This window comes from Oleispirillum naphthae (genome assembly GCA_027864655.1).
In the GTDB taxonomy this organism is placed as follows: domain Bacteria; phylum Pseudomonadota; class Alphaproteobacteria; order Rhodospirillales; family Rhodospirillaceae; genus Oleispirillum; species Oleispirillum naphthae.
In genome coordinates, this window is sequence record JAQAZG010000002.1 from 65456 (window position 1) to 87575 (window position 22120).

Below are 22120 nucleotides of genomic sequence, written 5' to 3' on the forward strand. Positions count from 1 at the left end.
CCGGCATCCTCCTTCGGCTGAAGCGGGACGGACTTAGAAGATACCTTCCAGAATGCCCTTGGACTGGCGCTGGATCTTCGGCGGTTCGCCTTCCGACAGCGCGCGGCCGAGAGCCATGTTCTCGCGGATGCGCTGCGATTCCTTGGCCGCGTCCACCGTGGAGCCCTTGTAGGAGCGGTCCTCCCAGAACACCAGGTAGTCGGTGAAGGAGGCCTTTTCCTTGGCCAGGGTCGAGGTCTCGCGGTCCACGGTGTCGCGGATGTCGGACTCGGCCTCGTTGGCCCCGGCCTTCAGCAGCACGGTCTTTTCGCCGGAGCTGAGGCGGGTGTCGGCGGCGAGCTCGCGCGCATAGACGCGCGGGTTCTTGGCGGAGCGGCCGAGCAGGGCGGCCTTGGCGCGCTCCTTCTCCGTGCCTTCCTGCGGGCGGGCGGTGCCGGGCTGCGGCGGGCGCAGCGCGAAGTCCGGCGGGATCGACAGCGGCGCGCGCGACAGCACGGTGAATTCGTCCGGCGCTTCGCGGTTGAAGCCCAACTGCTGCTTGACGTCGCCGCAGGCGGCGAGCCCGAAGAGGGCGGCCAGCACCAGGAGACGCCCCCCGAGGCGGGGCGCGGCGGAAAGAAGGCGGCGGTTCGAGACTGTCTGGGTCATGGTGGCGGCATCTTACCGTGATGAGGATGCGAGAACAAGGCGTCGAAAACGAGGAGCGCGGCGCCGAGGGAAATGGCGGAATCGGCAACGTTGAACGCAGGCCAATGCCATGTTTGCCAGTGAACGTCGAGGAAGTCCACCACCGCGCCGAAGCGCAGGCGGTCGATGACGTTGCCGAGCGCGCCGCCGATCACCAGACCGACGGCGGTGGCGGGCGCATCGCCGCGGCGCAGCCACCAGAGAAGCCCGGCGCACACCGCGACGGCGAGGCCGGAGAGCAGGTAGGGCGCGGAGTCCGCATGCGAGGCGAACAGCGAGAAGCTGACGCCGCGGTTCATCGCCAGCACCAGATTGAACCCCGGCAGAATCTCGATCACCCGCGGCGGCTGCATCAGGTCCAGGATCAGCATCTTGCCGATCTGGTCGAGCAGGATCACGAGAGCGGCGAGAGTCAGCCCGCGCTTCATTTACGCCTGCGCCTCCCAGCGGTCGATGGCGTCGGCGCAGCGGCCGCAGACGCCTGCGTGTTCGTGGGTGTCCACATCGGGCAGCACCTTCCAGCAGCGGTCGCACTTCGCGCCCTCGGCGAGGGCGGGCACGCAGGCGATGCCGGGCGCGTCCTCGAGGGTGAAGGCGTCCGCCGGGGCTTCGCCGGTGGACAGTTCGATGCCGGAGGTGATGCAGATGTCGGCCATCGGCAGCGCGGCGCACAACGCGGCGAGGTCGGCGGGCAGGTAGACCGCCGGGGCGGCCTGGAGGCTCGCGCCGATGCGCTTGGCGGCGCGTTCCTTCTCCAGCGCGCCGGTGACGACGCGGCGCACCGTGCGCACCTTCTCCCAGCGGGCGGCGAGGTCTTCGTCCCGCCACTGCACCGGAATTTCCGGGAAGGCCTGCTCGTGGACGCTCTCCGCGCTGTCCGGGTGGCGGCACATCCAGGCCTCTTCCGCGGTGAAGCAGGTGAACGGCGCAAGCCAGGCGACCAGGGTGTTGAACACGATGTCCAAGACGGTGCGGCAGGCGCGCCGCTGCGGATCGTCGAGCGCGTCGCAGTAGAGGCAGTCCTTGCGGATGTCGAAGTAGAAGGCCGAGAGGTCCACGGCGCAGAAGTTGTGGATTTCCTGGAACAGTTCGTGGAAGGCGAAGGTCTCGGTGCAGGTGCGCCGCACGTGGGCGTCGAGGTCGGCGAGGCGGTGCAGCACCCAGCGCTCCAGCTCCGGCATGTCGGCGAACGCCACGCGCTCGGTCTCGGCGAATCCGTTGAGGTTGCCGAGCAGGTAGCGCAGGGTGTTGCGCAGGCGGCGGTAGACGTCGGTGGTGCGCGACAGGATTTCCTTGCCGATGCGCAAATCCTCGGTGTAGTCGGAGCCGACCACCCACAGGCGCAGGATGTCCGCGCCCATCTGCTGGGTGACGTCCTGCGGCGCGACGGTGTTGCCCAGGGATTTGGACATCTTGCGGCCCTGCTCGTCGAGGACGAAGCCGTGGGTGAGCACCGTGTCGTAGGGCGCGCGGCCGCGCGTGCCGCAGCTTTCCAGCAGCGACGACTGGAACCAGCCGCGGTGCTGGTCCGAGCCTTCGAGGTACATCGCGGCGGGCCAGGAAAGGTCGTCCCGGTCCTCCAGCACGAAGGCGTGGGTGCATCCGGAATCGAACCACACGTCCAGGATGTCCATCACCTTTTCATACTTCGCCGCGTCGTGGTCCGGCGCGAGGAAGCGCTCGGCAGGGGCGGTGAACCACACGTCGGCCCCCTCCTCCGCCACCGCGGCGACGACGCGCGCCATCACCGCCGCATCGCGCAGCGGCTCGCCGGTGGCCTTGTCCATGAACACCGCGATCGGCACGCCCCAGGCGCGCTGGCGCGAGACGCACCAGTCGGGGCGGCCTTCCACCATCGCCTGGATGCGGTTCTTGCCCTGCGCCGGAATCCAGCGGGTGGCGTCGATCGCCTTCAAGGCGGCGTCGCGCAGGCCGTTGGTCTCCATCGAGATGAACCACTGCGGCGTGTTGCGGAAGATCAGGGGCGCCTTGGAGCGCCAGGAGTGCGGGTAGCTGTGCACCAGCTTGCCGGAGGCCAAGAGCGCGCCCTCGCGGGTCATCGCGGCGAGCACGTCGGGGGCCACCTTGAACACGTGCTTGCCGGCGAAGAGAGGCACCTGCGGATAGTAGGTGCCGTCGTCGGAGACGGTGGAAGGCACCGCGATGCCGTTGGCGACGCACAGCCGCCAGTCGTCCTCGCCGTGGCCCGGCGCCATGTGGACGAAGCCGGTGCCCTGGTCGGTGGTGACGAAGTCGCCGGCGAGCAGCGGCACGTCGAAGCCGTAGCCCCGGGCGGCGAGCGGGTGGCGGCACACCGTGCCCGCCATGTCCGAGCCCTTGATCTCGGCGAGAATGGCGTATTCGGTGATGTTGGCCTCGCGCGCCACCTCGGGCAGCAGGTCGGAGAGCACGACGAAGCGCTCGCCCGGGCGCGCCAGGCTCATCCCGCCGGCGGCCTTGACCTCGGCCACGGTGTAGAGGAAGTCCGGGCCGTAGGCGATGGCGCGGTTGCCCGGCATCGTCCAGGGCGTGGTCGTCCAGATCACCACCGCCGCGCCCTCGAGCGCGATGTGCGCCGCCTTGACCACCGGGAAGCGCACCCAGATGGTGGTGGAGGTGTGGTCGTGGTACTCCACCTCGGCTTCGGCGAGCGCGGTCTTTTCCACCACCGACCACAGCACCGGCTTCGCGCCCTTGTAGAGTCCGCCGTTCAGCACGAACTTGCCCAGCTCGGCGACGATGCGCGCCTCGGCGGCGTAGGTCATCGTGGTGTAGGGGGTTTCCCAGTTGCCGCACACGCCGAGGCGCTGGAACTCGGCGCTCTGCACGTCGATCCAGTGGGCGGCGAAATCGCGGCACTCCTTGCGGAACTCGACCACCGGCACGGCGTCCTTGTCCTTGCCCGCGGCGCGGTACTTCTCCTCGATCTTCCACTCGATCGGCAGGCCGTGGCAGTCCCAGCCCGGCACGTAGCGGGCGTCCTTGCCCATCATCTGCTGGGAGCGGACGATCACGTCCTTGAGAATCTTGTTGAGCGCGTGGCCGATGTGCAGGTTGCCGTTCGCATAGGGCGGGCCGTCGTGCAGGATGAACGGCTCGCGGCCCGCAGAGGCCTTGCGCAGCCGTCCTTCCAGGTCGATCGCCGCCCATCGGGCGAGCAGCTTGGGCTCGAGGTTCGGCAGGCCCGCCTTCATCCCGAAGGAGGTGCGGGGCAGGAACACGGTCGATTTGGTCTCCACGCTCATCTTGGTCACACGCTCGCGGTTTGCGCCGGTTCTGCGAGAATCCGGCGCGCGGTGGAAGCATCGCTTTCGATTTGGCGGGTCAGCGCCGCGATGCCGTCGAATTTGCGTTCGTCGCGCAGGAAGTGGATGAACGCGACGCGAAGGTGGCGATCATAGAGATTTTCCTGCAGGTCGAACAGATGCACTTCCAGCACGGTGCCCTTGCCGTCGAAGGTGGGCCGGGTGCCGCAGTTGGCCACCCCGGGGTAGACCCGCGGGTCGTCGTCGATGGTCGCCCGCACCGCATAGACCCCGGCGCGCGGGCGCAGGCTGTCGGTGAGGTGGACGTTGGCGGTGGGGAAGCCGATGCCGCGGCCGCGCGCCTCGCCGTGCTCGACGCGGCCCTCCACCGACCAGTCGCGGCCGAGGATGGCGTGCGCGTCGGCGCAGCGCCCCTCGCGGATGGCGTCGCGCGCCCCGGTGGAGGAGAACGCGGTGCCCGCGGGGCCGATCACCGCGGCCAGCTCGGTGACGCCGAAGCCGTGCGCCGCTCCGGCGCGGCGCAGCGAATCCGGGGTGCCGGTGCGGCCGCGGCCGAAGGCGTAGTCGTGGCCGATGACGATGTGGCGGACGTCCAGCGCCTCCAGGAGGGTGTGCTGGATGAAGGCGTCCGAGGTGGTCTGCGCATAGGCGAGGTCGAAGGCCTGCACGAACATGAAGTCGGCCCCCAGCTCCTCCACCAGCCGCGCCTTGACGCGGAAGGGGGTGAGGCGGAAGGGCGCGAGATCGGGCTGGAATGCCGCGCGCGGGTGCGGCTCGAAGGTGAGGATGCCGAACGGGCGGTCCTCGGCGCGGGCGAGCGCGGCGGCGGTGGCGATGATCGCCCGGTGGCCGCGGTGCACGCCGTCGAAATTGCCGATGGCGACGATGCCGCCGCGGTAGCGCGCCGGAACGTCGTCGGTGTGCCGCAGGATGATCATGACCGCAGAGTCCTTTATCTTCGCCGCATAGGGGTATGCGATCCTGCCGCGCGGCGCAACCCGGATGTGCGTCCCACCCCGGGACTCGTGCGCAAGCGCGGAAAAAGGCGGCGCGGCGCGGCAGGCGAATCCTCCCCGGGCGGGGAGGCGCGCCGCGCCGCGGGTGGTGGCGGAAGGCGGGCGGGCGGCGTGCGCCGCGCCGTCGCCGGTTTTGCCGCAAGCGCTTCAATTTTCTTGAAAGTCGTTGGGAATGCGCGGGTTTTCGACGAGTCCGGGGCTGCCGGGGCAGGTTTTTTGGTCAGGAAGACTGTCCCATCCTTACGGATAAAATTGCACCACGTCGGGTTTCATGCTAGACGGCTGCCTCGAAAAGCGAACACGTGGCCTCTGGGGAGAGTAGGGCCGCGTGATAAACAGCAGGGGCTGGCTCGACAATGCCTGTATTCACGGGGTGCGTCGGGGCTCCGCTTTTGGGGGCCTCTTTGATCGAGGTCGTTTCCCGGATGGGGGTCCGGGCGACGGCGGCACGTCCGGCTTTGCCGATTTTCGGCGGGGCCGCAAGTGCCGTCTCCACCTTTCTTTTGTCCTGTATTACCCTCCCTGATTCTTATTCTTGGCGGTTCCGCGGGTTCTTTTCCATGCGCGGCTTTTTGCGTGTGCCCGGTCTGGCAATCGTCTATTCGGAAAGACAACCGTCCCGTGGAATGCGCCGTGCCGCGGACGGTTCGGCTTGCGTAGCGTGCAGGCCGTTTTCTCCGCCGAAGACGGCGGAAACGTTGCGTTTCAGGTGCCGGTTTTCCGGCGTCCGGACGCAGCAGTCGGTGCTGAATCCCTGGTGTCACACGAGGCTGGAACGCGGCAAAGAACAATGATACATATGCCCTCCTTGCCTTGAAATTATCGGAAACGTGTATCCCAATGGCGATAGCAAAAGAACTCCTCGAAGAACTTGAAAAGCGCCGTGCTACGGCGCTTGCTGGCGGCGGTCCCGAAAAGGCCGAAAAGCGCCACCAAAAGGGTCAGCTGACCGCCCGCGAGCGGTTGGACCTGCTGTTCATGCCGGAAACCTTCCAGGAATTCGGCCTGCTGGTGCGTCACGCCACCCGCGGTTTTGGCATGGACGACAAAGACATTCCGTGTGACGGCGTGATCACCGGCGTCGGCTACTGCGGCGGCAAGCCGGTCGCGGCGTACTCCCAGGACTTCACCGCTTCCGGTGGCTCCCTGGGGTCGCGGCACGCGCTGAAGATCGCCCAGCTGCAGGAATTCGCGGTCAAGGCGGGCATGCCGATCATCGGCATCAACGACTCCGGTGGGGCGCGCATCCAGGAAGCGACCGACGCTCTGAACGGCTATGGCGATATCTTCTATCGCAACGTTCTGGCTTCGGGCGTGGTGCCGCAGATCGCCGTCATCGCCGGCCCGTGCGCGGGCGGCGCGGCGTATTCGCCGGCTCTGATGGACTTCCTGATCATGACGCGGAACACCGCGAACATGTTCATCACGGGTCCGGAAGTGATCAAGGCGGTGACCGGTCAGGTCTGCACCATGGCGGAAATCGGCTCGGCCCAGGCCAACGCCTCGGTTTCCGGCAACATCCACTTCATCGCCGAAGACGACCGCGACGCGATCGCCATCACCCACAAGATCCTGTCGTTCCTGCCTTCCAACAACATGGAAGAGCCGCCGCATCACCTGACCGACGAGCTGGTGCTCGCCGACGATCCGGAGATGAACGAGCTGATCCCCGAGACCAACCGGGTTCCGCTCGACGTCAAGCCGGTGATCACGCGCCTCGTCGATGGCGGCGACTTCCTGGAAGTCCACAAGGAATTCGCCAAGAACATGGTGGTGGGTTGGGGCCGTGTCGGCGGCGTCGTCGTCGGCATCATCGCCAACCAGCCGGCGTTCAAGGCGGGCTGCATCGACATCGACGCCTCGGACAAGGGCGCCCGCTTCATCCGCTTCTGCAACGCGTTCAACATCCCGTTGCTGAATCTCGTTGACACCCCCGGCTATCTGCCGGGCGTGGCGCAGGAGCGCGGCGGCATCATCCGTCACGGCGCGAAGCTGCTGTTCGCCTATTCCGCCTCGACGGTTCCGAAGGTCACCCTGGTCCTGCGCAAGGCCTACGGCGGCTCCTACCTGGCGATGTGCCCGGGCTCGCTCGGCGCGGACATCGTCTTCGCCTGGCCGACCGCCGAAATCGCGGTGATGGGCGCCGACGGCGCTGCGAACATCCTCTACAGCAAGGAGATCAAGGAAGCCAAGGACCCGGCGAAGAAGCGCGCCGAAGTCGTGGCCGCCTACTCCAAGGAGTTCCAGAACCCCTACCAGGCCGCGGGCAAGGTGCAGATCACCGATGTGATCGACCCGGCGCGTTCGCGTGCCTCCATCGCTTTGGCGCTCCGGACCCTGCTCTCGAAGCGGGAAACCCGTCCGCCGAAGAAGCACGGCAACATTCCGTTGTAAGGGATCGGGTTCTCGGAGTTCCGGCGGGGGCGCGGATGCGGATCCGCGTCCCCGTAGCGGAGGCCGGACCCACTAGGAGACAGAAAGCGAAATGGACTACGTACAACTCGCCAATGCTGCCGCGTCCGTGACGGATGTCGCGCAGGTTGCCGCCGCGCAGGAGCCCCCGCCGGCATGGCTGGGCGGTCTGATGGGGATGGCCGTTGTTATGATTGCGCTGACCGGCTGCTGGTTCGCCAGTGCCCTGGTCGGCAAGTATTTCATAAAGAACGCGCCAAAAAAAACTGATGCCGCTTCGAAAGCGCCGGTAGCGTCTACGGCTGCCGCTCCGGTCGCGTCGCAGGCGGCGGTGAGCCTTCCGATCGCGGTGATTCTCGCGGCGGCGGCTCAAATCGTCAATCAGCCGATGCGGAGCGTTGTGATCAGCGCTCCGGCTCACTCGAATGCGAACTGGGCGATCCAGGGTCGTGAAGCGATCTTTGCGTCGCACTCGGCGAAAGCGCCGCGCGACGTATCCGGCCTCAGCGCCGTCAAGAAGGGATAATGGGAAATGACCAAGCTTAAGATTACCGTTGAAGGCAAGACCTACGACGTCGATGTGGAAGTCGTCGGCGCCGCCGCCGCCGCCGCCGCTCCGGCCCCGGTCGTCGCCGCCGCTCCGGCCGCCGCTCCGGCTCCGGCCGCTGCCCCGGCTCCGGCCGCCGCCCCGGCTCCGGCTCCGAAGGCCGCTCCGGCCGCTCCGGCCGGCGGCACCGTCGTGACCTGCCCGCTCGCCGGTTCGGTGACCAAGATCACCACCACCGTCGGCGCCTCGGTCAAGGAAGGCGACGAGCTGATGACTCTCGAGGCGATGAAGATGCAGACCCCGATCACCGCGCCGTGCGCCGGCACCGTGAAGTCGATCGACGTCGCGCAGGGTCAGACCGTCAACGAGAACCAGGTTCTTTGCACCCTGGGCTAATACATGGCCAAGCCATGATGGCGTAACCAAGGGATAAGGTCTTACACACGATGGATATGACCCAACTGTTGAGCGATCTGACCGGGTTCGACGATGTCTCCTGGAAGATGATCGTGATGTGGGCGGTCTGCGCGGTGATGTTCTACTTGGCCGTGGTCAAGGAATTCGAACCGCTCTTGCTCGTTCCGATCGCCTTCGGCGCTTTCCTCGCCAATCTGCCGTGCGAGAACATGTGGAACGCCCCGGAAGTGATCAATGGCCAGCACGTTCCGGGCGGCCTCTACTGGTACATCTCGCAGGGTATTCACCTCGAACTGTTCCCGCCGATCATCTTCCTCGGCGTGGGCGCGCTCACCGACTTCGGTCCGCTGATCGCCAACCCGCGCACCCTTCTGCTTGGCGGCGCGGCCCAGTTCGGCGTGGCGGCGACCTACTTCACCGCCTACTACGCGATGGGCTTCACCGAAGGTGAATCCGCCACCATCGGCATCATCGGCGGCGCCGACGGCCCGACGACGATCCTGCTGGCCGGCAAGCTCGCTCCGCACCTCATCGGCGCGGTGGCGGTGGCCGCGTACTCCTACATGGCGCTGGTGCCGATGATCCAGCCGCCGATCATGAACGCGCTGACCACTCATAAGGAAAAGATGATCCGTATGAAGTCGCTGCGTCCGGTGGGGCGTGCCGAGAAGCTGATCTTCGCCGCGATGAGCTGCGCGCTCACCATTCTCCTGGTGCCGCCGTCCGCTCCGCTGCTGGGCATGCTGTTCCTCGGCAACTTCATCCGCGAGAGCAACGTCTGCGACCGTCTGAACAAGGCTTCGCAGAACGAGATCATCAACATCACCACGATCTTCCTCGGCACCTCCGTGGGTGCGACGATGTCGGGCGACAACTTCCTGCAGCTCGCCACCCTGAAGATCCTGGTGATGGGCGTCGTCGCCTTCGGTGTCGCCACCGCGGCCGGCGTGCTGATGGCCAAGCTGATGAACCTCACGATCAACCGCTCCAACCCGATCAACCCGCTGATCGGTTCCGCCGGCGTGTCCGCGGTGCCGATGGCCGCCCGCGTCTCGCAGGTGGTCGGCGCTTCGCATGACCGGCAGAACTTCCTGCTGATGCATGCGATGGGCCCGAACGTGGCCGGCGTGATCGGCACGGCGGTGATCGCCGGTTACTTCATCGCCACCCTGGGTGGCCACTAAGATCCGACGGCGGAGCGGGCCGGATTTCCGTCTCGCTCCGCCGCACCGAGTTCTGGTACGGTTGCACTAAGCGTTTTTGCGTGGGGGGTGGGGGCACCCCGTCGATGGCAACATCGTCACACCGCGCAGCAGACTATGTGACCGAACGACTTTACGTCGTTTGACTGGGTTGGGCGTCCGGGGGGTCTCTCCGGATGTTGCGTGGGACCGCCGGTCGCTCCGTGCTCGCACGGGCGATCGGATGGGGGACAGGGCCGCTTTTGGGCGGTCCTCCTCCCGCCTCCGTTCGCGGAGGAGCGGGTTCCCGTTTCGCGTTTTCGTCCCAGCGGGGGAGGGCTCCCCCGTGCCGGGAGAACGCGTGTCCAGCGAAGTTGACGGCGTCGCTTTGGCCTTATGCCGGAACGATTGCGGCATCCGATTGCGGGTTCGAGCCTCCTCGTCCTCGCAGCGGTCCGCACCGGAAACATCGATGGAGTGACCAAGTATGGCTCTCGAAATCCAAATCCTGAACGCCGCGGCCTCTGTGGCCGACGTCGCGCAGGTCGCCCAGGCCGCGGACAAGTTGGCTCCGTGGGCCAACGGCTTGATGGGGATGGGGGTGGTTCTGACCGCCCTGACCTCGATCTGGTTCGCCACCTCGGCGGTCGGCAACTACTTCAACAAGAAGAAGGCGTCCGCGCCGGGAAAATCTGAGGCCGCCCCGAAGGCTACTGCTGCGGCTCCGGCTGCGGCTTCCGCGGCGGCGGCCTCTTCCGACATTCCTCTGGCCGTGATCATCGCGGCGGCGGTGCAGATGGTGCAGGCACCGATCCGCAACGTCGTGGTGAACGCTCCAGGGATGGCGTCCATTGCATGGACATCACAAGGGCGGCAGTCGATCTATGCCTCCCACGCGGCGAAGGCTCCGAGCTCGGTGTCTTCGTTGGGCACCATCAAGACGAAGTAAGCCACTTCAGCTTTCTGTCTCCAAACGTTACGGGCGGCGCTTTCGAGCGCCGCCTTTTCCCTGCCCGCGGATAAATATGGCGAAAAAGTGGCGAAATTTAGCCCAAAATGCGTCGAAATGACTCCGCTTCCCCCCGGCGTCATGTTACAAAGCAACCAAAGCAAACGTGGCCGAATCCTCGGATAACGGCCGCAGGGCGGCGCATCGCGCCGCGTGGCGTATGGGGCGCCCGGCCGTGCGCGGCCCGGGCGCGGCGAGGAACCGCGGCCCGCCCTCAGGGCGGCTCCGCCACCGGGCGCTTCGCAATTCGGCCCGGTTCCCGGCGGCTTTTGCCCGCCGGTTGGGTTCCCGCGCGTGGCTGTGTCGGGGGAGGGGGGAACCTCCAATGTCCGATGCAATTGCGTCCACCGGAGTTTGATACGGATGGCGCCCGCCTTCGGTATGCCTCGGCATGCCCGGGCGGGGAGGGCCTTCCGCTGGGACCCTCGATGGAGAACGTGAAACATGAGTGCTTTGTATGAAGGTATGGCGCCCCTCGCGTCGGGAGGGGACGTCGCGCAGTTGGCGCAGCAGGCCATGGGCGGGTTGGCGCCATGGGAGAACGCGCTTCTGGGCATCACCGTGGTGATGACGGCGCTGATCTCGATCTGGTTCGCCACGTCGATCGTCGGCACCTACTTCGCCAAGGCGGAGAAATCCCCGAAGGGGAAGACCTCGCCGGGAAAAACTGAGGCCGCTGCGCAGGCTCCCGCCGCTTCCGCGGCCCCTGCGGCGGCGGCCGACGAGATTCCGCTGGTGGCGATCATCGCTGCGGCGAGCTACGTGCTGGGCGCGCAGGTGCGCAACGTGATCGTGCATGCGCCGGGCAAGGAATCGGTGAGCTGGACCTCGCAGGGACGCCAGAGCATCTATGCCTCGCACGCCGCGAAGGCGCCGAAGCCGGTTGGAAGCATCGGCACGTTGCGGAAGAGCTGAGGGGAAACCCGTAAAAGAGAACGGGGCGCAGCGCGCCCCGTTTTTTTATTGCAGCGGCTTGCCGGTGAAGCCGGGCGGCGCTTCGCTGCGCATCCGCCCCAGCGGGAAGTAGGGGGCGGAGCCGGGGTGCGGGATTTCCGGCGACGGCGGGTCGGTGGGCTCGGGCACCGCGCCGCCGTCGAAATAGGCGGCATAGAGCTCGGGGCCGAGGATATCCATGGCGCTCTTGCGCGCCTGCTCCTGCCAGCCCAGGGCTTCGAGGGTGGCGAGATTGGTCTCGATCGCCACCTCCACGGTGACCATGCGGATCGGGTCGCTGCGGCGGCGCTGCAACTCCTCCTTGAGCATGAACAGATAGAGCCGGAGGAAGCGGAACGCCTTGGAGCGCGCCTCGCCGACCTGGCGCTGCGCCTCGTCGCGTTCGAGGCGGAGGGAGAGCACCTCTTGCCTGAGCGCGCGGTTTTCGCCTTCCAGGCGGTCGCGTTCCGCCTCCAGGCCCGCGGCCTGGTCGAAGATGTGATCGAACTGGCGCTTCAGGCGGCGCAGCTCGAGGCGCAGCCCGGCGATGACGCCGCGCGTCACCTCTTCGTCGGCGGTGCCGCTGCGTGCCGCCATGAAGCGGCGGAAGCTCACCACGTAAGGCGCGATCGCCTCGACGCGCAGCGGCAGGTCGGCGCGCAGGCCGCTGCGTTCCAGCCGCGCCTTCGCCTCCGGGTCGCGGAACAGGCCGCGCAGGGTCTGCGGGATGATCTGGAAGAGCTTGCCGTCCGGAATCCCCTCGACGATTTCCACCCAGCGGCGGCAGATCACCGAATCGCGCGGGTCGTCGAGGCGCTGGCCATGCGCCAGCGCCGCCATCAGGCGCTGTAAAAAGCGCATCGAGGGGTCGGTGGGGGCGGCGGCGGCAGTGGGCATGGCGGCATCCGATTCGAGAGAACCGATGCCGGACTCTACCCCCAGCGGTTTTAAGATTCGGTGAATCCGATGACCCGGCGGGTCAGTTTCCGGCGGCTTCGACGGTCAGCGTCGCGCCGTCGATGCCGGTGACGCGCACCCGGGTTCCGGCCGGCAGATCCGGCCCGCTGACCAGCCACAGGGTGTCGCCGAGGCGTATCCGCCCCCGGCCGCTTTCGATCGGCCGTTCCAGGGGATAGATGCGGCCGACCAGCTCGCTGCCGCGCCGGTTGAGCGTGGGGTGCGCGCTGCCGCTGCGGCGGCGCCAGAGCCTGCGCCCGGCGGCCACCGACATCAGCCCGAGCACCGAGAACGTCAGCGACTGCACCTCCCAGACCGGCGTCCACCCCAGGGCGGCGGCGGCCAGGACGAGGAAGCCGTTGACGACGGCGGCAAGGCACAGCCAGAGGAAGACGATGCCCGGCAGCCCCATTTCCAGGGCGCCGAAAACCGCCGCGGCGATCCACCAGTGCCAGAAGCCGATCGGCGCGGCGACGATCTCCGCCCAGTCCATCATGACCACGGCCCTTCGCCGCGCGGCACGGCGGACGGGGCGGGAGACGGCGCGGCGGCTTCGGGCGCCGGTGCCTGCGGGGGGCCGAACACCTGCTTCGCGATCTCGCCGATGCCGCCCAGGGAGCCGAGGACGCCGGAGGCCTCCCAGGGCATCAGGATCAGTTTGCCGTTGGGGGCGCTCGCGATGTCGCGCAGGCTTTCGACGTACTTCAGCGCCACGAAGTAGTTGATCGCCTGCACGTTGCCGTTGGCGATCGCCTCCGACACCACCTGGGTCGCCTTGGCCTCCGCCTGGGCGGAGCGTTCGCGCGCTTCGGCCTCGCGGAATGCGGCCTCCCGTCCGCCCTCGGCCTTCAGGATCGCGGACTGCTTCAGGCCCTCGGCCTTCAGGATCGCGGACTGGCGCTCGCCCTCGGCCTCCAGGATCGATGCGCGTTTCAGGCGTTCGGCCTTCATCTGCCGCCCCATCGCATCGACCAGATCGATGGGCGGGCTGATGTCCTTGATCTCGATGCGGGTGACCTTGACGCCCCAGGCGTTGGTCGCCTGATCGACCACGGTCAGCAGTTCGGCGTTGATCTTGTCGCGTTGCGACAGCAGTTCGTCCAGATCCATGCCGCCCATCACCGTGCGGATGTTGGTCATCGTCAGGTTCAGGACCGCGAATTCCAGCTGCCGGACTTCGTAGGCGGCCTTCGCAGCGTCGAGAACCTGATAGAAGATCACCCCGTCTACCGTGACCATGGCGTTGTCGCGGGTGATGACGTCCTGGCTGGGGACGTCGAGAACCTGCTCCATCATGTTCAGGCGGGCGCCGATGCGGTCGATGAACGGAAGGATGACGTGCAGGCCGGGGGCCAGGGTCCGGGTGTATTGGCCGAAGCGCTCGACCGTGCATTCCCATCCCTGGGAGACGACCTTGACCGCCATGAAGAGGAACAGCAGGGTCAACAGCACCACGACAATCGCGAAGATCGGCAGCAGGCTCAGCATCGGGGGCATCCTTGTGGTTGCCGTTCCGTGCGATGCGGGAACGACGGGGGGGGAGGCGGTCAGCAGGGCGCGGCGCCGCCCGTGGGTGGGTCAACCTCATAACAAGTCGCTGTAAAAGTCGGGCCGGGCGGCGGGGATGTCAAGGCGCATGGCCGCCTGCGGACCATTCGCTAGTTTCGCAGAAAATCCCGGGTTGCGGCGATCGCCTCGGCGATGCCGACGCGCTCCGCCGTCACCCCCTCGGGAAAGGCGGAGAGCAGCCGCGACGGCAACGGCGCGAGCAGCACGAACACGCCGCGGTCGTCGGCGCGGCGGATCAGGCGGCCGAACGCCTGGCGCAGCTTCATCCGGGTCAGGCGGTCGGTGTAGGCGGTGCCGCCGAAGGCCTCGCGCCGCGCGCGGTAGAGGATGCCCGGGCGCGGCCACGGCACGCGGTCGAAGGCGATCAGGCGCAGCGAGCGGCCCGGCACGTCCACGCCGTCGCGCACCGCATCGGTGCCCAAGAGGCAGGCGTTCTCCTCGGCGCGGAAGAGGTCGATCAGGGTGGTGGTGTCCAGCCCGTCCACGTGCTGCGCCAGCAGGTCGATCCCCGCCGCGGCCAGCGGCCCCTTGATCCGCGCATGCACCTCCTTCAGCCGCTGGATCGCGGTGAACAGGCCGAGCGCGCCGCCCCCCGCGGCGGAAAACAGCCCCTGCATCGCCGCGGCCAAGGGCGCGGGCGCGGCGCGGCCGAGGTCGTGGACGATGAACACCCGCGTCTGCGCCGCATAGTCGAAGGGCGAGGGCACCGCGATGCGCAGCGCGGGCGTGGGGAAGTGCCCCGCGCCGCCCGCCAGGGCCGCCGCCGCCCACCCGCCTTCCGGCCCGTCGCCCGCATCGCGCAGGGTGGCGGAGGTCACCACCATGCCGTGCGCGCTCTCCGCCAGGGCCTGGGCGAAGGGAATGGTCGGGTCGATCCAGTGGCGGTAGAAGCCGAGGTCGATGTTGCGGCCCTCGATGCGCTCGATGCCGAACCAGTCGGCGTACTCCGCCGGGGTCGCGCCGGAGAGGTCCTTCAGCATCGCCCGCCATGCCGCCACCTGTTGCAGGGCGCGGTGTTCCAGGGTGCGGGCCGTCGCCTCCATGCGCTGACGCATCGCCGCCTCCAGGCTCTCCACCTCTTCGGAGAGCCGCCGCCGCAGGATCGCCGCGAGGCCGCGCGCCGGGCCGAGAATGGCGAACAGGGCATTGTCCAGCGCGGGCAGGGTCTCCGCCACCGCATCCGCCAGCGGCGCGGGCGCGGTTTCCAGCGAATAGAGGCCCTCCGGTTCCTCCGCGCGGGCGAGAACCTGGTCCTGCACCGCGAGCAGGAAGGCCTCCACCGGGCCGTGCGGCGTGCGGCCGCCGAGGCGGGATTCCCACCCCGCGGCGGGCAGGGCGCGCGCGGCGCGGCCGAGCGCGGCGAGCGCCGTCTCCGCTTCCGCATGCCCGGCCACCAGTTCCTCCGCGCGGCGCTGCAACCCCCGTGCGCGGGACTTCACGCCGCCGCGCATCGAGTCTTCGCCGCCCAGCACCCAGCGCCGCAAATCGTGCGCCTCCCGCCCGGTCAGATGCGCGGAAAAGGCGGAATCCGCCGCGTCGAACACGTGGTGGCCCTCGTCGAAGACATAGCGGTTGGGCACGAAGCTGTCGTCCAGCCCGCCGAGCGCCGCCTGCGCCATCACCAGGGCGTGGTTGGCGATGACGATGCGCGCGTGCCGGGCGCGGCGCACCGATTTTTCCACGAAGCAGCGGCCATAGTGCGCGCACCCGGCGTGCAGGCACTCGCCCCTCTGGTCGGTCAGCCCCACGGTGCGCACCCGCCCCAGCAGGTGCACCAGCCAGCCGGGAAAATCCCCGCCGATCATCGCGCCGTCGCGCGTCGCCTCCGCCCAGCGCGCGACCAGGCCGATCGCGGTGACGCCGCGCGGCGCGCGCACCGCGCGCGCCAGAGCGTCCTCCAGGTTCAACAGGCAGAGGATGTTCTCCCGGCCGCGCCGCACCACCACGTGGCGCGCCTTCTCCGCCGGGTCCGGATAGAGGCGGGACAGCTCGCCGTCCAGCTGGCGCTGCAAATTGCGGGTGTAGGTGCTGATCCACACCGGGCCGCCGTTCTTCTCCGCCCACAGGCTGGCGGGCGCGATGTAGCCGAGCGTCTTGCCGACGCCGGTGCCCGCTTCCGCCAGAACCGCGTTGGGCGAATCCGCCGCCTCCCGCGGCGCGAAGCCGTGCGCCAGACCGGCGGCGTAATCCGCCTGCGAGGGGCGCTGCTCCGCATCCGTCCCCAACAGCGCGGCGAGGCGCTGCCGCGTTTCCGCCTCGCCCACCGGGGCGCACCCGGCGGGCGGCGGCGGGCCCGCATCCTCCCATTCCTTCAGCCGCTCCCACACCCGCAGGCCGCGCGCGCCCTCCGGCGGCGGCGGGTCCGACTCTTCGGTCAGCGCGCCGAGAGCCGCCGCGCCCCAGGGCCAGCCGCCCTTCGCCATCGGCAGCGCGGTGTCCTTGGCGCGCAGGCGCTCCCGGTCCGGCAGGCGCGCCAGAGTGCCGAGCAGAACCCGCGCCGCATCCAGCAACGCCAAAGCCTGATCCGCCGGGTCCTCCCCCGGCGGCGGCAGCTCCAGCGCATCCGCCAACCCCGCAATGGTCGGCACCGCAAACCGCGCCGGAAAGACGAAGGCGAACAGCTCCAGAAGGTCCAACCCCTCCGGCGGCTCGCACCCCAGGCGCTGCGCCACCCACACCCGGTGGCACACATAGGCGGGCGCGGCCTTCCACAGCCGCGCCGCCTCCGCCGGGGCGGGGGTCGCAACCTCCCCCTCCGCATCCATCCAGGCGAGGCCGCCCAGGGTGACGGCCAACGCCGGAGCGCGCGGCAACACCACGCGGCGGCTCATCCACAAAACTCCGGATCGCTGAAAACAGGGTACGGGCTCATCGCCCGCCGATGATGCCCGCCCCGGACGCAAACGGCAAGCGTTCCCGTTCCGTTCGCGTTCGCGGGGCCGGGCGGGAAATGAGGGGAGGCGGGCCGGAGCCCGCCTTCCCGGTTTCAGGCCGCAATGGTGTCGAGCAGCGCCCCGAAAGTGGCGCTGCCGAGCTTGCTCGACAGAGCCGAGACCGAGGTGCCGCTCGCGGCGGCACGTTCGGCGGCGGAAACCACGCCGTCCTCGTTGGTGTCGAGCGGATCGTAGGTTTCGCTCGATCCGCCCGCCGCACCCGCGCCGCCCGCCGAGGCGGTGGAGGTTGTGCCCGAAGCGGCTTCGGCAGCCGCTTCGCCGGTATCGGTTTCAAGGGATGCGAGCGCGGCGTTGAACTCGTCCTCGCTGATCGCGCCGTCGCCGTCGGCGTCGATGTCCTCGAAGCTCAAGGCGCTCGCCCCGGTTTCGCCGGTTTCCGTGCCTTCCTGCGCCGAGATCAGCGAGGAGGCGGTGGCGGCGGCGAACTGGTCGGTGAAGGACGAAAACTCCGTTGCGGAGATCGCGCCGTCGCCGTCGCTGTCGATCGACGAAAACAACTCGCCGATCGCAGAACTCGTCGATGTCGAATCCGACGACGAGCTTGTGGTCGTGGATGTCTGGCTCGCCTCGGCACGCATCTGTTGCAGCAGCTGCAGCAGCAGCGACTGCGACGAGGCGTCCGTGGACGAAATGCTCGTCATGTTTTTCTCCTCTCACAAGTCAGGGGGCGGAGAATTGAAAAGCCTCCTGTGGAGGGACGAACGAGACGGGGCGGAACTGTCGCCGGAAAAGTGTATCAAAGTGTATCGGCGAGAGGGAAAACCAGGCCAGGGCCCCGCCCTGGACCCGGCAAGGGGCTTGGCCCCTTGCATCCCATAACTTCATAGCGCTTCGCGCGAGCGGGGCGGATTGCCGGGCGGGCCTGGGCGGTATACCCTTCTCCCTGGCCTTTCCTTCACGCACACCCGGACGCCCGACCATGCCCGATGCACCCGCAACACCCGAGACGCCCAAGACGCCGGAACCCGGCCTGGGGTTCGCCTACGACACCAAAACCAAGGCGCTGACCATCCTCACGCCGGGCGGCAACCGGATCGTCATCACCGATGGGACGGACGCCGTCTCCATCGCGGACGGCAACGGCAACCGCATCCAACTCGACGCCACGGGCATCAGCCTGGAAAGCGCAGGCGACCTCAAGCTTCACGCCGGGGGCAACATCTCCCTCTCCGCCGACGGCAGGCTCGACCTCAAGTCCAAGGGCGAGATCGCGGCCATCGGCGGCAACCTGACCCTCTCCGCGAAAACCAGCCTTTCCGCGAAAGCCGGAACCACGGCGGAATTCTCCGGCACCGCCAGCGCGGAACTCGCGGCAAGCGGCCAGACCACGGTCAAGGGCGGCATCGTCCGCATCAACTGAGCGGGAGAACGCCATGCCCCCCGCAGCACGGCTCACCGATATGCATACCTGCCCGATGATAACGCCGGGCACGCCCCCCATCCCCCACGTCGGCGGCCCGATCGCCGGACCCGGCGCGCCCACGGTGCTGATCGGCAGCATGCCCGCCGCGGTGGTCGGCGACACCTGCCTCTGCATCGGCCCGCCCGACATCATCGTCAACGGCTCGGCAACCGTGATGATCTGCGGCAAACCCGCCGCCAGACAAGGCGACCCCACCGCCCACGGCGGCACGATCGCCACCGGCTGCCCGATGGTGATGATCGGCTGACCCTGCAGGACAGCTCAAAACAAGGCCGGGCTCCGCCCGGACCCGGCAAGGGGCTCGGCCCCTTGCATCCCATAACTTTGCTCTCACGCCAACTCCTCTACGCCCGAACCGCGGCGAACAGTATGGCGCTTCGCGCAAGATCTGGGGGCTGGCTTGGGGACGTATCCGGACAATCCACTTCAAGGTGACAAAAGATGGAAGCAGTCATTTCGTTGCTGACCACAACACCATCGTCGTAGCGAACAATCATCACGCACGGCCCTTTTCAAGGGTAGCATTGATGGCTTTAAATAGACGTTCAAATTGGCCCGCGCTGCTGGCAGGCAAAACGGACGACGGGTCGTTGGCCATTTTTTGCAGAAACAGTCTTGCTGGTCGCGTCTTGTGAAAACCAATCGATAGTGTGCTGAATGCCGCTTCGAAGCGTCGCGCTATGCGGGGAATGCGGTCGTTCAATTCCAGCTTCTTACTCTCCAGTTCCTTGGCATAGGCCTCAATCACAAGTGCGTGATAAATATCAGGATCAATAATATCTTCAATATCGGCTTCGGCGGGAGCTGTTTCAAATGCCTCGCTGACAAAAATAACGTTGTCCGACCTAATTAGTTTGCCTTTAACCAAATCATCGCGCGTTGCCTTTGCATCTTTCTCGTCATCAAATAGCACCATGACCTTTAGCTGCTCTGACGTAAGCAATGCTACCATGTAATGCACTTTCTGCGCGCCACCGGCTGGCGTAACCGTCAGTCCTTCGTGGAGGCCAACTTTGCCGCACTCATTCAGATACGCCGAGACCGCGGAGAGAATCCAAAAGTCAGTGACGCCTTCAACGATCAAGTTGTTCGCCCCTACAAACAGGCTTTGAGCAAGGTCGTACCCAAGCGCCGCCTGCAACGGGAAAAGAGTGCGAGCATCGCCATTAGGGTCGTTTGAAACGGTCGTACCTTCGTTTTCGGAAATGTTGACCGTGCGCACCCAGTCTAACTTGTGCGTCGGAACCATGAACGGTGAATGAGTCGTGTAGATTATCTGATTGGAAAAATCACCCTCTAGGTGGCGAAGCAAATCACCCTGCGAACGTGCATGGAGATATAAACCTGGTTCGTCTAAAAGCAAAATTGCTCCATCGGCGTTACCACCTTCGGTGTCTGCTGAAAATACGATGTAAAATGCAAAGAACCATTGGAATCCACGGCTTCTTTCATCAAGATTTACTTCAACATCATATACGCTATTAGGGTCAGAAATTAGTGTCTCGAAGAATTGCGCGTCCAGATTGAATCGTACCTTTAGCTCGCGATCCTTCCAACGCTTGCGAATAGCGGATGTTACGACAGCACCGGCACGGTTGGCCAATTGCCCGCGCGTCTCTTGGTCGTTATTTTGAAGCAATTCGTGAAGCTGGTTTGGATTTAGTCCAGATACTTTGCATAGCTTTTCGAAGTTTATATCCGATTGCTGTTCTCTTCCTTCGGATTTTCTTTTAATGAATTGCGTAATATCTTGGCGCCCTTTAATTTCTGGGTAGTCTTCCAGATAAATGAACTTCGGTAAGTGGTCGATTATCCATTTTCTAGCTTTCTTATGGGCTTCCTCTCTTTGCGGAATTGATTCCGCAATTTCTTCCAATGATATGATTCTTCGATCTTGCGCCTCAGTAAGTTCGGTATCTGCCGTTGCGAGCGCCTGTCGTAATGCGGCAAGAATGGGCGTTGCCGTTTCAGCCCATTTTGCTGCTGTTGTTCCAACACTGATACCCGCGAGAAAAGTATCCGAAGCGCGTTCCAGATCGGCTTTGATATCGTCCGTTAGCTTTGCCGCTTTTGCTTTGACAGCAGCATCAATTTTGCGTGCATCAGCTTTAATAGCGTTCAAATCGAATGTCGATTCAGGTGCAGCGATGCCGACTGTTCGTATTTCGTCGTATCGGCGATTAACGGTCACTTCGCTGACACCATCAGCGGCAGGCCAAATTTCTGCAAGGCGTTGCTGTTCGTATTCAGTCAACGTCCAAGTGGAACTCACGACCGGAGTTTGGTTTTGGCATTCGGACAGTTTACGGTGACGGGGAAAATCTTTGATTGGGGTAAGTGCTTTAAAACCGTCCGCCGGGTTCAAACTGTGCAACGCCCGGAGTATGTTGGACTTCCCGCTTTCATTCCGGCCAAGCAATGCGGTGATGCGTGAAACGTCGATATCGCCGCTGTCGTTGATTGAGCGAAAGTTACTCACGCGAAAGGATTTGAGTTCCATTTATCCCCTCCCCTTAGTGCGACGATAGGATGTTCTCTCAAATATGATGTTCCCTCAATAGGTTTTCATAAGCGACCTTAAACCACGGGGTTCGACGATAGTTTCCACCCTGTACTCTTACGGCTAGTAGCCAAACGGCAGCTTTCGGAAGCCCGTACCACTCGACTGAGTCGCCATCTTGGACTCATCGTTGCCGGTTCTAGTTTTTGCGCGAAGCGCGATAAGTCCGTGCCGATGCAGCAGGGTTTGATTGCCGCTACGCGGCGAAAAACAGGTTAGGGGGTCGAGGGGGCTGAGTCCCCTCGCGGGTCCGGGCGGAGCCCGGCCTTGTTTTGGAGCGGGCGAGGGGGCCCGCTCTTTTTGTGCGCGGCGGGGGAGGGGCATCAACAGAAAAGTGATAGGCGGTCAAAAAAGTGATGGAAGGTTCTTGACTCGCGTGGGGGCGGAAAGTTAGCGTTTTTTTGCTCAGGGGGCGCATCTGCCGCAATAAGAATCCGGTGCAGAGTTGCTCGACAAAACGGACGATCACGACCCGAACCTGGTTTTCGGGATAGGGAGTCTCGTTTCCATGGTTTCCGGTTTGGCGGAGGCTTTGGGGCGGGATTACTGCATCGTGTTGTATGCCCTGGCGGGTGCGGGCGGCGCGGCGCGTGCGGTTGCGGTGGCCAACGGCGGGGTTGCCGGGCTGGCCGAGGGGTCTGCGGCGTTGGCGGCGGATGCCGCCGCGATTTCCGAGATATGCCGTCCGGGGGCGGCGGCTTCCCTGCAATATTTCAGCGTTTCTTCCGGCGGGCGGCGGTTGCGGTCCACCCTGGCGCGGGTCGCCGGGGCGGGGGGCGCGGGCGCGGTTTTTCTGGCGGTGCATTACGATTTGTCCCGCGCCGAGCAGTTGCAGGCGCTGGTGGCGCAGTTGACCGGGGGCGCGGCCCCGGCGGAGGAGGAGGCGGAGGCTCCCGCCTCCGCCGCGCCGCCGAGCGTCAACGCGTTGGTGGAGCAGGGCTTGCAGCGGGTGCGCCGGCACCTGGGCAAGCCTTTGTCGTATGCGGGCAAGGTGGAGAAGATTCAGGCCGTGGAGTGGCTCGACCGCGAGGGGTTCTTTCTGTTCAAGGGCGCGGTGGAGGCTCTGGCGCAGGAGATGGGGAACACGAAGTACACGATCTATGCGTATCTGCGGGAAACGCGGATGCGCTCGGCCGATTGACGGCCGGAAAGGGGGGGGGCGTTTTGGGTCTCCGGCCGGGGGATATGC

At 66.1% G+C, this 22120-nt stretch carries 19 protein-coding genes; 9 read left to right on the forward strand and 10 right to left on the reverse strand.

Going from position 1 to position 22120, the window contains the following annotated elements; genetic code table 11:
- Positions 1–33: 33 nt before the first annotated feature.
- From O7R11_RS02525 to O7R11_RS02540, 4 genes are read right to left on the reverse strand one after another with little or no spacing between them, the layout of a single operon-like run.
- Positions 34–648 carry a DUF3035 domain-containing protein gene (locus tag O7R11_RS02525; RefSeq protein ID WP_337995911.1) on the reverse strand — a complete coding sequence of 205 codons (615 nt, stop codon included), beginning with the start codon at positions 646–648 and terminating at the stop codon, positions 34–36.
- Positions 645–1115 (reverse strand): signal peptidase II, encoded by a 471-nt coding sequence (gene lspA / locus O7R11_RS02530; RefSeq protein WP_337995912.1) that lies wholly within the window; start codon positions 1113–1115, stop codon positions 645–647. Before lspA ends, O7R11_RS02525 begins: the two co-directional genes overlap by 4 nt.
- Positions 1116–3932 (reverse strand): isoleucine--tRNA ligase, encoded by a 2817-nt coding sequence (gene ileS, locus O7R11_RS02535; protein WP_337996275.1) that lies wholly within the window; start codon positions 3930–3932, stop codon positions 1116–1118.
- A gap of 5 nt (positions 3933–3937) precedes the next feature.
- A complete protein-coding gene (locus O7R11_RS02540) occupies positions 3938–4891 on the reverse strand; it encodes a bifunctional riboflavin kinase/FAD synthetase (protein ID WP_337995913.1) in 954 nt (317 codons plus the stop codon).
- Positions 4892–5809: 918 nt separating this feature from the next.
- Between O7R11_RS02540 and O7R11_RS02545 the strand changes: the two genes are divergently transcribed.
- The 6 genes from O7R11_RS02545 to O7R11_RS02570 all read left to right on the forward strand — a co-directional run bounded on the left by O7R11_RS02545 (position 5810) and on the right by O7R11_RS02570 (position 11450).
- Positions 5810–7363 (forward strand): acyl-CoA carboxylase subunit beta, encoded by a 1554-nt coding sequence (locus O7R11_RS02545; protein WP_337995914.1) that lies wholly within the window; start codon positions 5810–5812, stop codon positions 7361–7363.
- Positions 7364–7454: 91 nt separating this feature from the next.
- Positions 7455–7907: an OadG family transporter subunit gene (locus O7R11_RS02550; protein ID WP_337995915.1), complete on the forward strand. Its 453-nt coding sequence runs from the start codon at positions 7455–7457 to the stop codon at positions 7905–7907.
- 6 nt (positions 7908–7913) lie between these two features.
- Entirely contained in the window at positions 7914–8324 is a 411-nt protein-coding gene (locus O7R11_RS02555) for an acyl-CoA carboxylase biotin carboxyl carrier protein subunit (RefSeq protein ID WP_337995916.1), read from the forward strand.
- Positions 8325–8374: 50 nt separating this feature from the next.
- Positions 8375–9529 carry a sodium ion-translocating decarboxylase subunit beta gene (locus tag O7R11_RS02560; protein ID WP_420792966.1) on the forward strand — a complete coding sequence of 385 codons (1155 nt, stop codon included), beginning with the start codon at positions 8375–8377 and terminating at the stop codon, positions 9527–9529.
- A gap of 484 nt (positions 9530–10013) precedes the next feature.
- Positions 10014–10475: an OadG family transporter subunit gene (locus O7R11_RS02565; RefSeq protein ID WP_337995917.1), complete on the forward strand. Its 462-nt coding sequence runs from the start codon at positions 10014–10016 to the stop codon at positions 10473–10475.
- Positions 10476–11036: 561 nt separating this feature from the next.
- Positions 11037–11450: an OadG family protein gene (locus O7R11_RS02570; RefSeq protein ID WP_337995918.1), complete on the forward strand. Its 414-nt coding sequence runs from the start codon at positions 11037–11039 to the stop codon at positions 11448–11450.
- 45 nt (positions 11451–11495) lie between these two features.
- Here the strand turns inward: O7R11_RS02570 and O7R11_RS02575 are convergent, their stop codons facing one another.
- The 5 genes from O7R11_RS02575 to O7R11_RS02595 all read right to left on the reverse strand — a co-directional run bounded on the left by O7R11_RS02575 (position 11496) and on the right by O7R11_RS02595 (position 17589).
- On the reverse strand, positions 11496–12365 hold the full coding sequence (locus O7R11_RS02575) for a coiled-coil domain-containing protein (RefSeq protein ID WP_337995919.1): 870 nt from the start codon (positions 12363–12365) through the stop codon (positions 11496–11498).
- Between the two features lie 82 nt (positions 12366–12447).
- Positions 12448–12921: an NfeD family protein gene (locus O7R11_RS02580; RefSeq protein WP_337995920.1), complete on the reverse strand. Its 474-nt coding sequence runs from the start codon at positions 12919–12921 to the stop codon at positions 12448–12450.
- Positions 12918–13913 (reverse strand): SPFH domain-containing protein, encoded by a 996-nt coding sequence (locus O7R11_RS02585; RefSeq protein ID WP_337995921.1) that lies wholly within the window; start codon positions 13911–13913, stop codon positions 12918–12920. The genes O7R11_RS02580 and O7R11_RS02585 overlap by 4 nt, the downstream gene beginning before the upstream one ends.
- A gap of 170 nt (positions 13914–14083) precedes the next feature.
- Complete coding sequence (locus tag O7R11_RS02590) at positions 14084–16825, reverse strand: ATP-dependent DNA helicase (protein ID WP_337995922.1); 2742 nt, start codon at positions 16823–16825, stop codon at positions 14084–14086.
- Positions 16826–16980: 155 nt separating this feature from the next.
- Positions 16981–17589 carry an EF-hand domain-containing protein gene (locus tag O7R11_RS02595; RefSeq protein WP_337995923.1) on the reverse strand — a complete coding sequence of 203 codons (609 nt, stop codon included), beginning with the start codon at positions 17587–17589 and terminating at the stop codon, positions 16981–16983.
- Positions 17590–17867: 278 nt separating this feature from the next.
- Between O7R11_RS02595 and O7R11_RS02600 the strand changes: the two genes are divergently transcribed.
- Together O7R11_RS02600 and O7R11_RS02605 are read left to right on the forward strand one after the other, a co-directional pair.
- Positions 17868–18308, forward strand: coding sequence for a hypothetical protein (locus O7R11_RS02600; RefSeq protein WP_337995924.1), 441 nt, complete (start codon positions 17868–17870; stop codon positions 18306–18308).
- A 13-nt stretch (positions 18309–18321) separates the two neighbouring features.
- Positions 18322–18618, forward strand: a complete 297-nt coding sequence (locus O7R11_RS02605; protein ID WP_337995925.1) for a PAAR domain-containing protein — start codon at positions 18322–18324, stop codon at positions 18616–18618.
- 249 nt (positions 18619–18867) lie between these two features.
- On the opposite strand, the gene O7R11_RS02610 is transcribed toward O7R11_RS02605, so the two are convergent.
- Entirely contained in the window at positions 18868–20871 is a 2004-nt protein-coding gene (locus O7R11_RS02610) for an AAA family ATPase (RefSeq protein ID WP_337995926.1), read from the reverse strand.
- 568 nt (positions 20872–21439) lie between these two features.
- Between O7R11_RS02610 and O7R11_RS02615 the strand changes: the two genes are divergently transcribed.
- Positions 21440–22072, forward strand: coding sequence for a helix-turn-helix domain-containing protein (locus O7R11_RS02615; protein ID WP_337995927.1), 633 nt, complete (start codon positions 21440–21442; stop codon positions 22070–22072).
- Positions 22073–22120: the final 48 nt, after the last annotated feature.

Excerpts from the sequence above, each read along its gene's own strand:
- O7R11_RS02590 (WP_337995922.1), bottom strand. The coding sequence starts at position 16,825 with ATGAGCCGCCGCGTGGTGTTGCCGCGCGCTCCGGCGTTGGCCGTCACC.
- ileS (WP_337996275.1), bottom strand. The coding sequence starts at position 3,932 with ATGAGCGTGGAGACCAAATCGACCGTGTTCCTGCCCCGCACCTCCTTC.
- O7R11_RS02575 (WP_337995919.1), bottom strand. The coding sequence starts at position 12,365 with ATGCCCACTGCCGCCGCCGCCCCCACCGACCCCTCGATGCGCTTTTTA.
- O7R11_RS02600 (WP_337995924.1), top strand. The coding sequence starts at position 17,868 with ATGCCCGATGCACCCGCAACACCCGAGACGCCCAAGACGCCGGAACCC.
- O7R11_RS02615 (WP_337995927.1), top strand. The coding sequence starts at position 21,440 with ATGGTTTCCGGTTTGGCGGAGGCTTTGGGGCGGGATTACTGCATCGTG.
- O7R11_RS02565 (WP_337995917.1), top strand. The coding sequence starts at position 10,014 with ATGGCTCTCGAAATCCAAATCCTGAACGCCGCGGCCTCTGTGGCCGAC.
- O7R11_RS02610 (WP_337995926.1), bottom strand. The coding sequence starts at position 20,871 with ATGGAACTCAAATCCTTTCGCGTGAGTAACTTTCGCTCAATCAACGAC.
- O7R11_RS02540 (WP_337995913.1), bottom strand. The coding sequence starts at position 4,891 with ATGATCATCCTGCGGCACACCGACGACGTTCCGGCGCGCTACCGCGGC.
- O7R11_RS02585 (WP_337995921.1), bottom strand. The coding sequence starts at position 13,913 with ATGCTGAGCCTGCTGCCGATCTTCGCGATTGTCGTGGTGCTGTTGACC.
- O7R11_RS02545 (WP_337995914.1), top strand. The coding sequence starts at position 5,810 with ATGGCGATAGCAAAAGAACTCCTCGAAGAACTTGAAAAGCGCCGTGCT.
- lspA (WP_337995912.1), bottom strand. The coding sequence starts at position 1,115 with ATGAAGCGCGGGCTGACTCTCGCCGCTCTCGTGATCCTGCTCGACCAG.
- O7R11_RS02550 (WP_337995915.1), top strand. The coding sequence starts at position 7,455 with ATGGACTACGTACAACTCGCCAATGCTGCCGCGTCCGTGACGGATGTC.
- O7R11_RS02525 (WP_337995911.1), bottom strand. The coding sequence starts at position 648 with ATGACCCAGACAGTCTCGAACCGCCGCCTTCTTTCCGCCGCGCCCCGC.
- O7R11_RS02555 (WP_337995916.1), top strand. The coding sequence starts at position 7,914 with ATGACCAAGCTTAAGATTACCGTTGAAGGCAAGACCTACGACGTCGAT.
- O7R11_RS02560 (WP_420792966.1), top strand. The coding sequence starts at position 8,375 with ATGGATATGACCCAACTGTTGAGCGATCTGACCGGGTTCGACGATGTC.
- O7R11_RS02605 (WP_337995925.1), top strand. The coding sequence starts at position 18,322 with ATGCCCCCCGCAGCACGGCTCACCGATATGCATACCTGCCCGATGATA.
- O7R11_RS02595 (WP_337995923.1), bottom strand. The coding sequence starts at position 17,589 with ATGACGAGCATTTCGTCCACGGACGCCTCGTCGCAGTCGCTGCTGCTG.
- O7R11_RS02580 (WP_337995920.1), bottom strand. The coding sequence starts at position 12,921 with ATGATGGACTGGGCGGAGATCGTCGCCGCGCCGATCGGCTTCTGGCAC.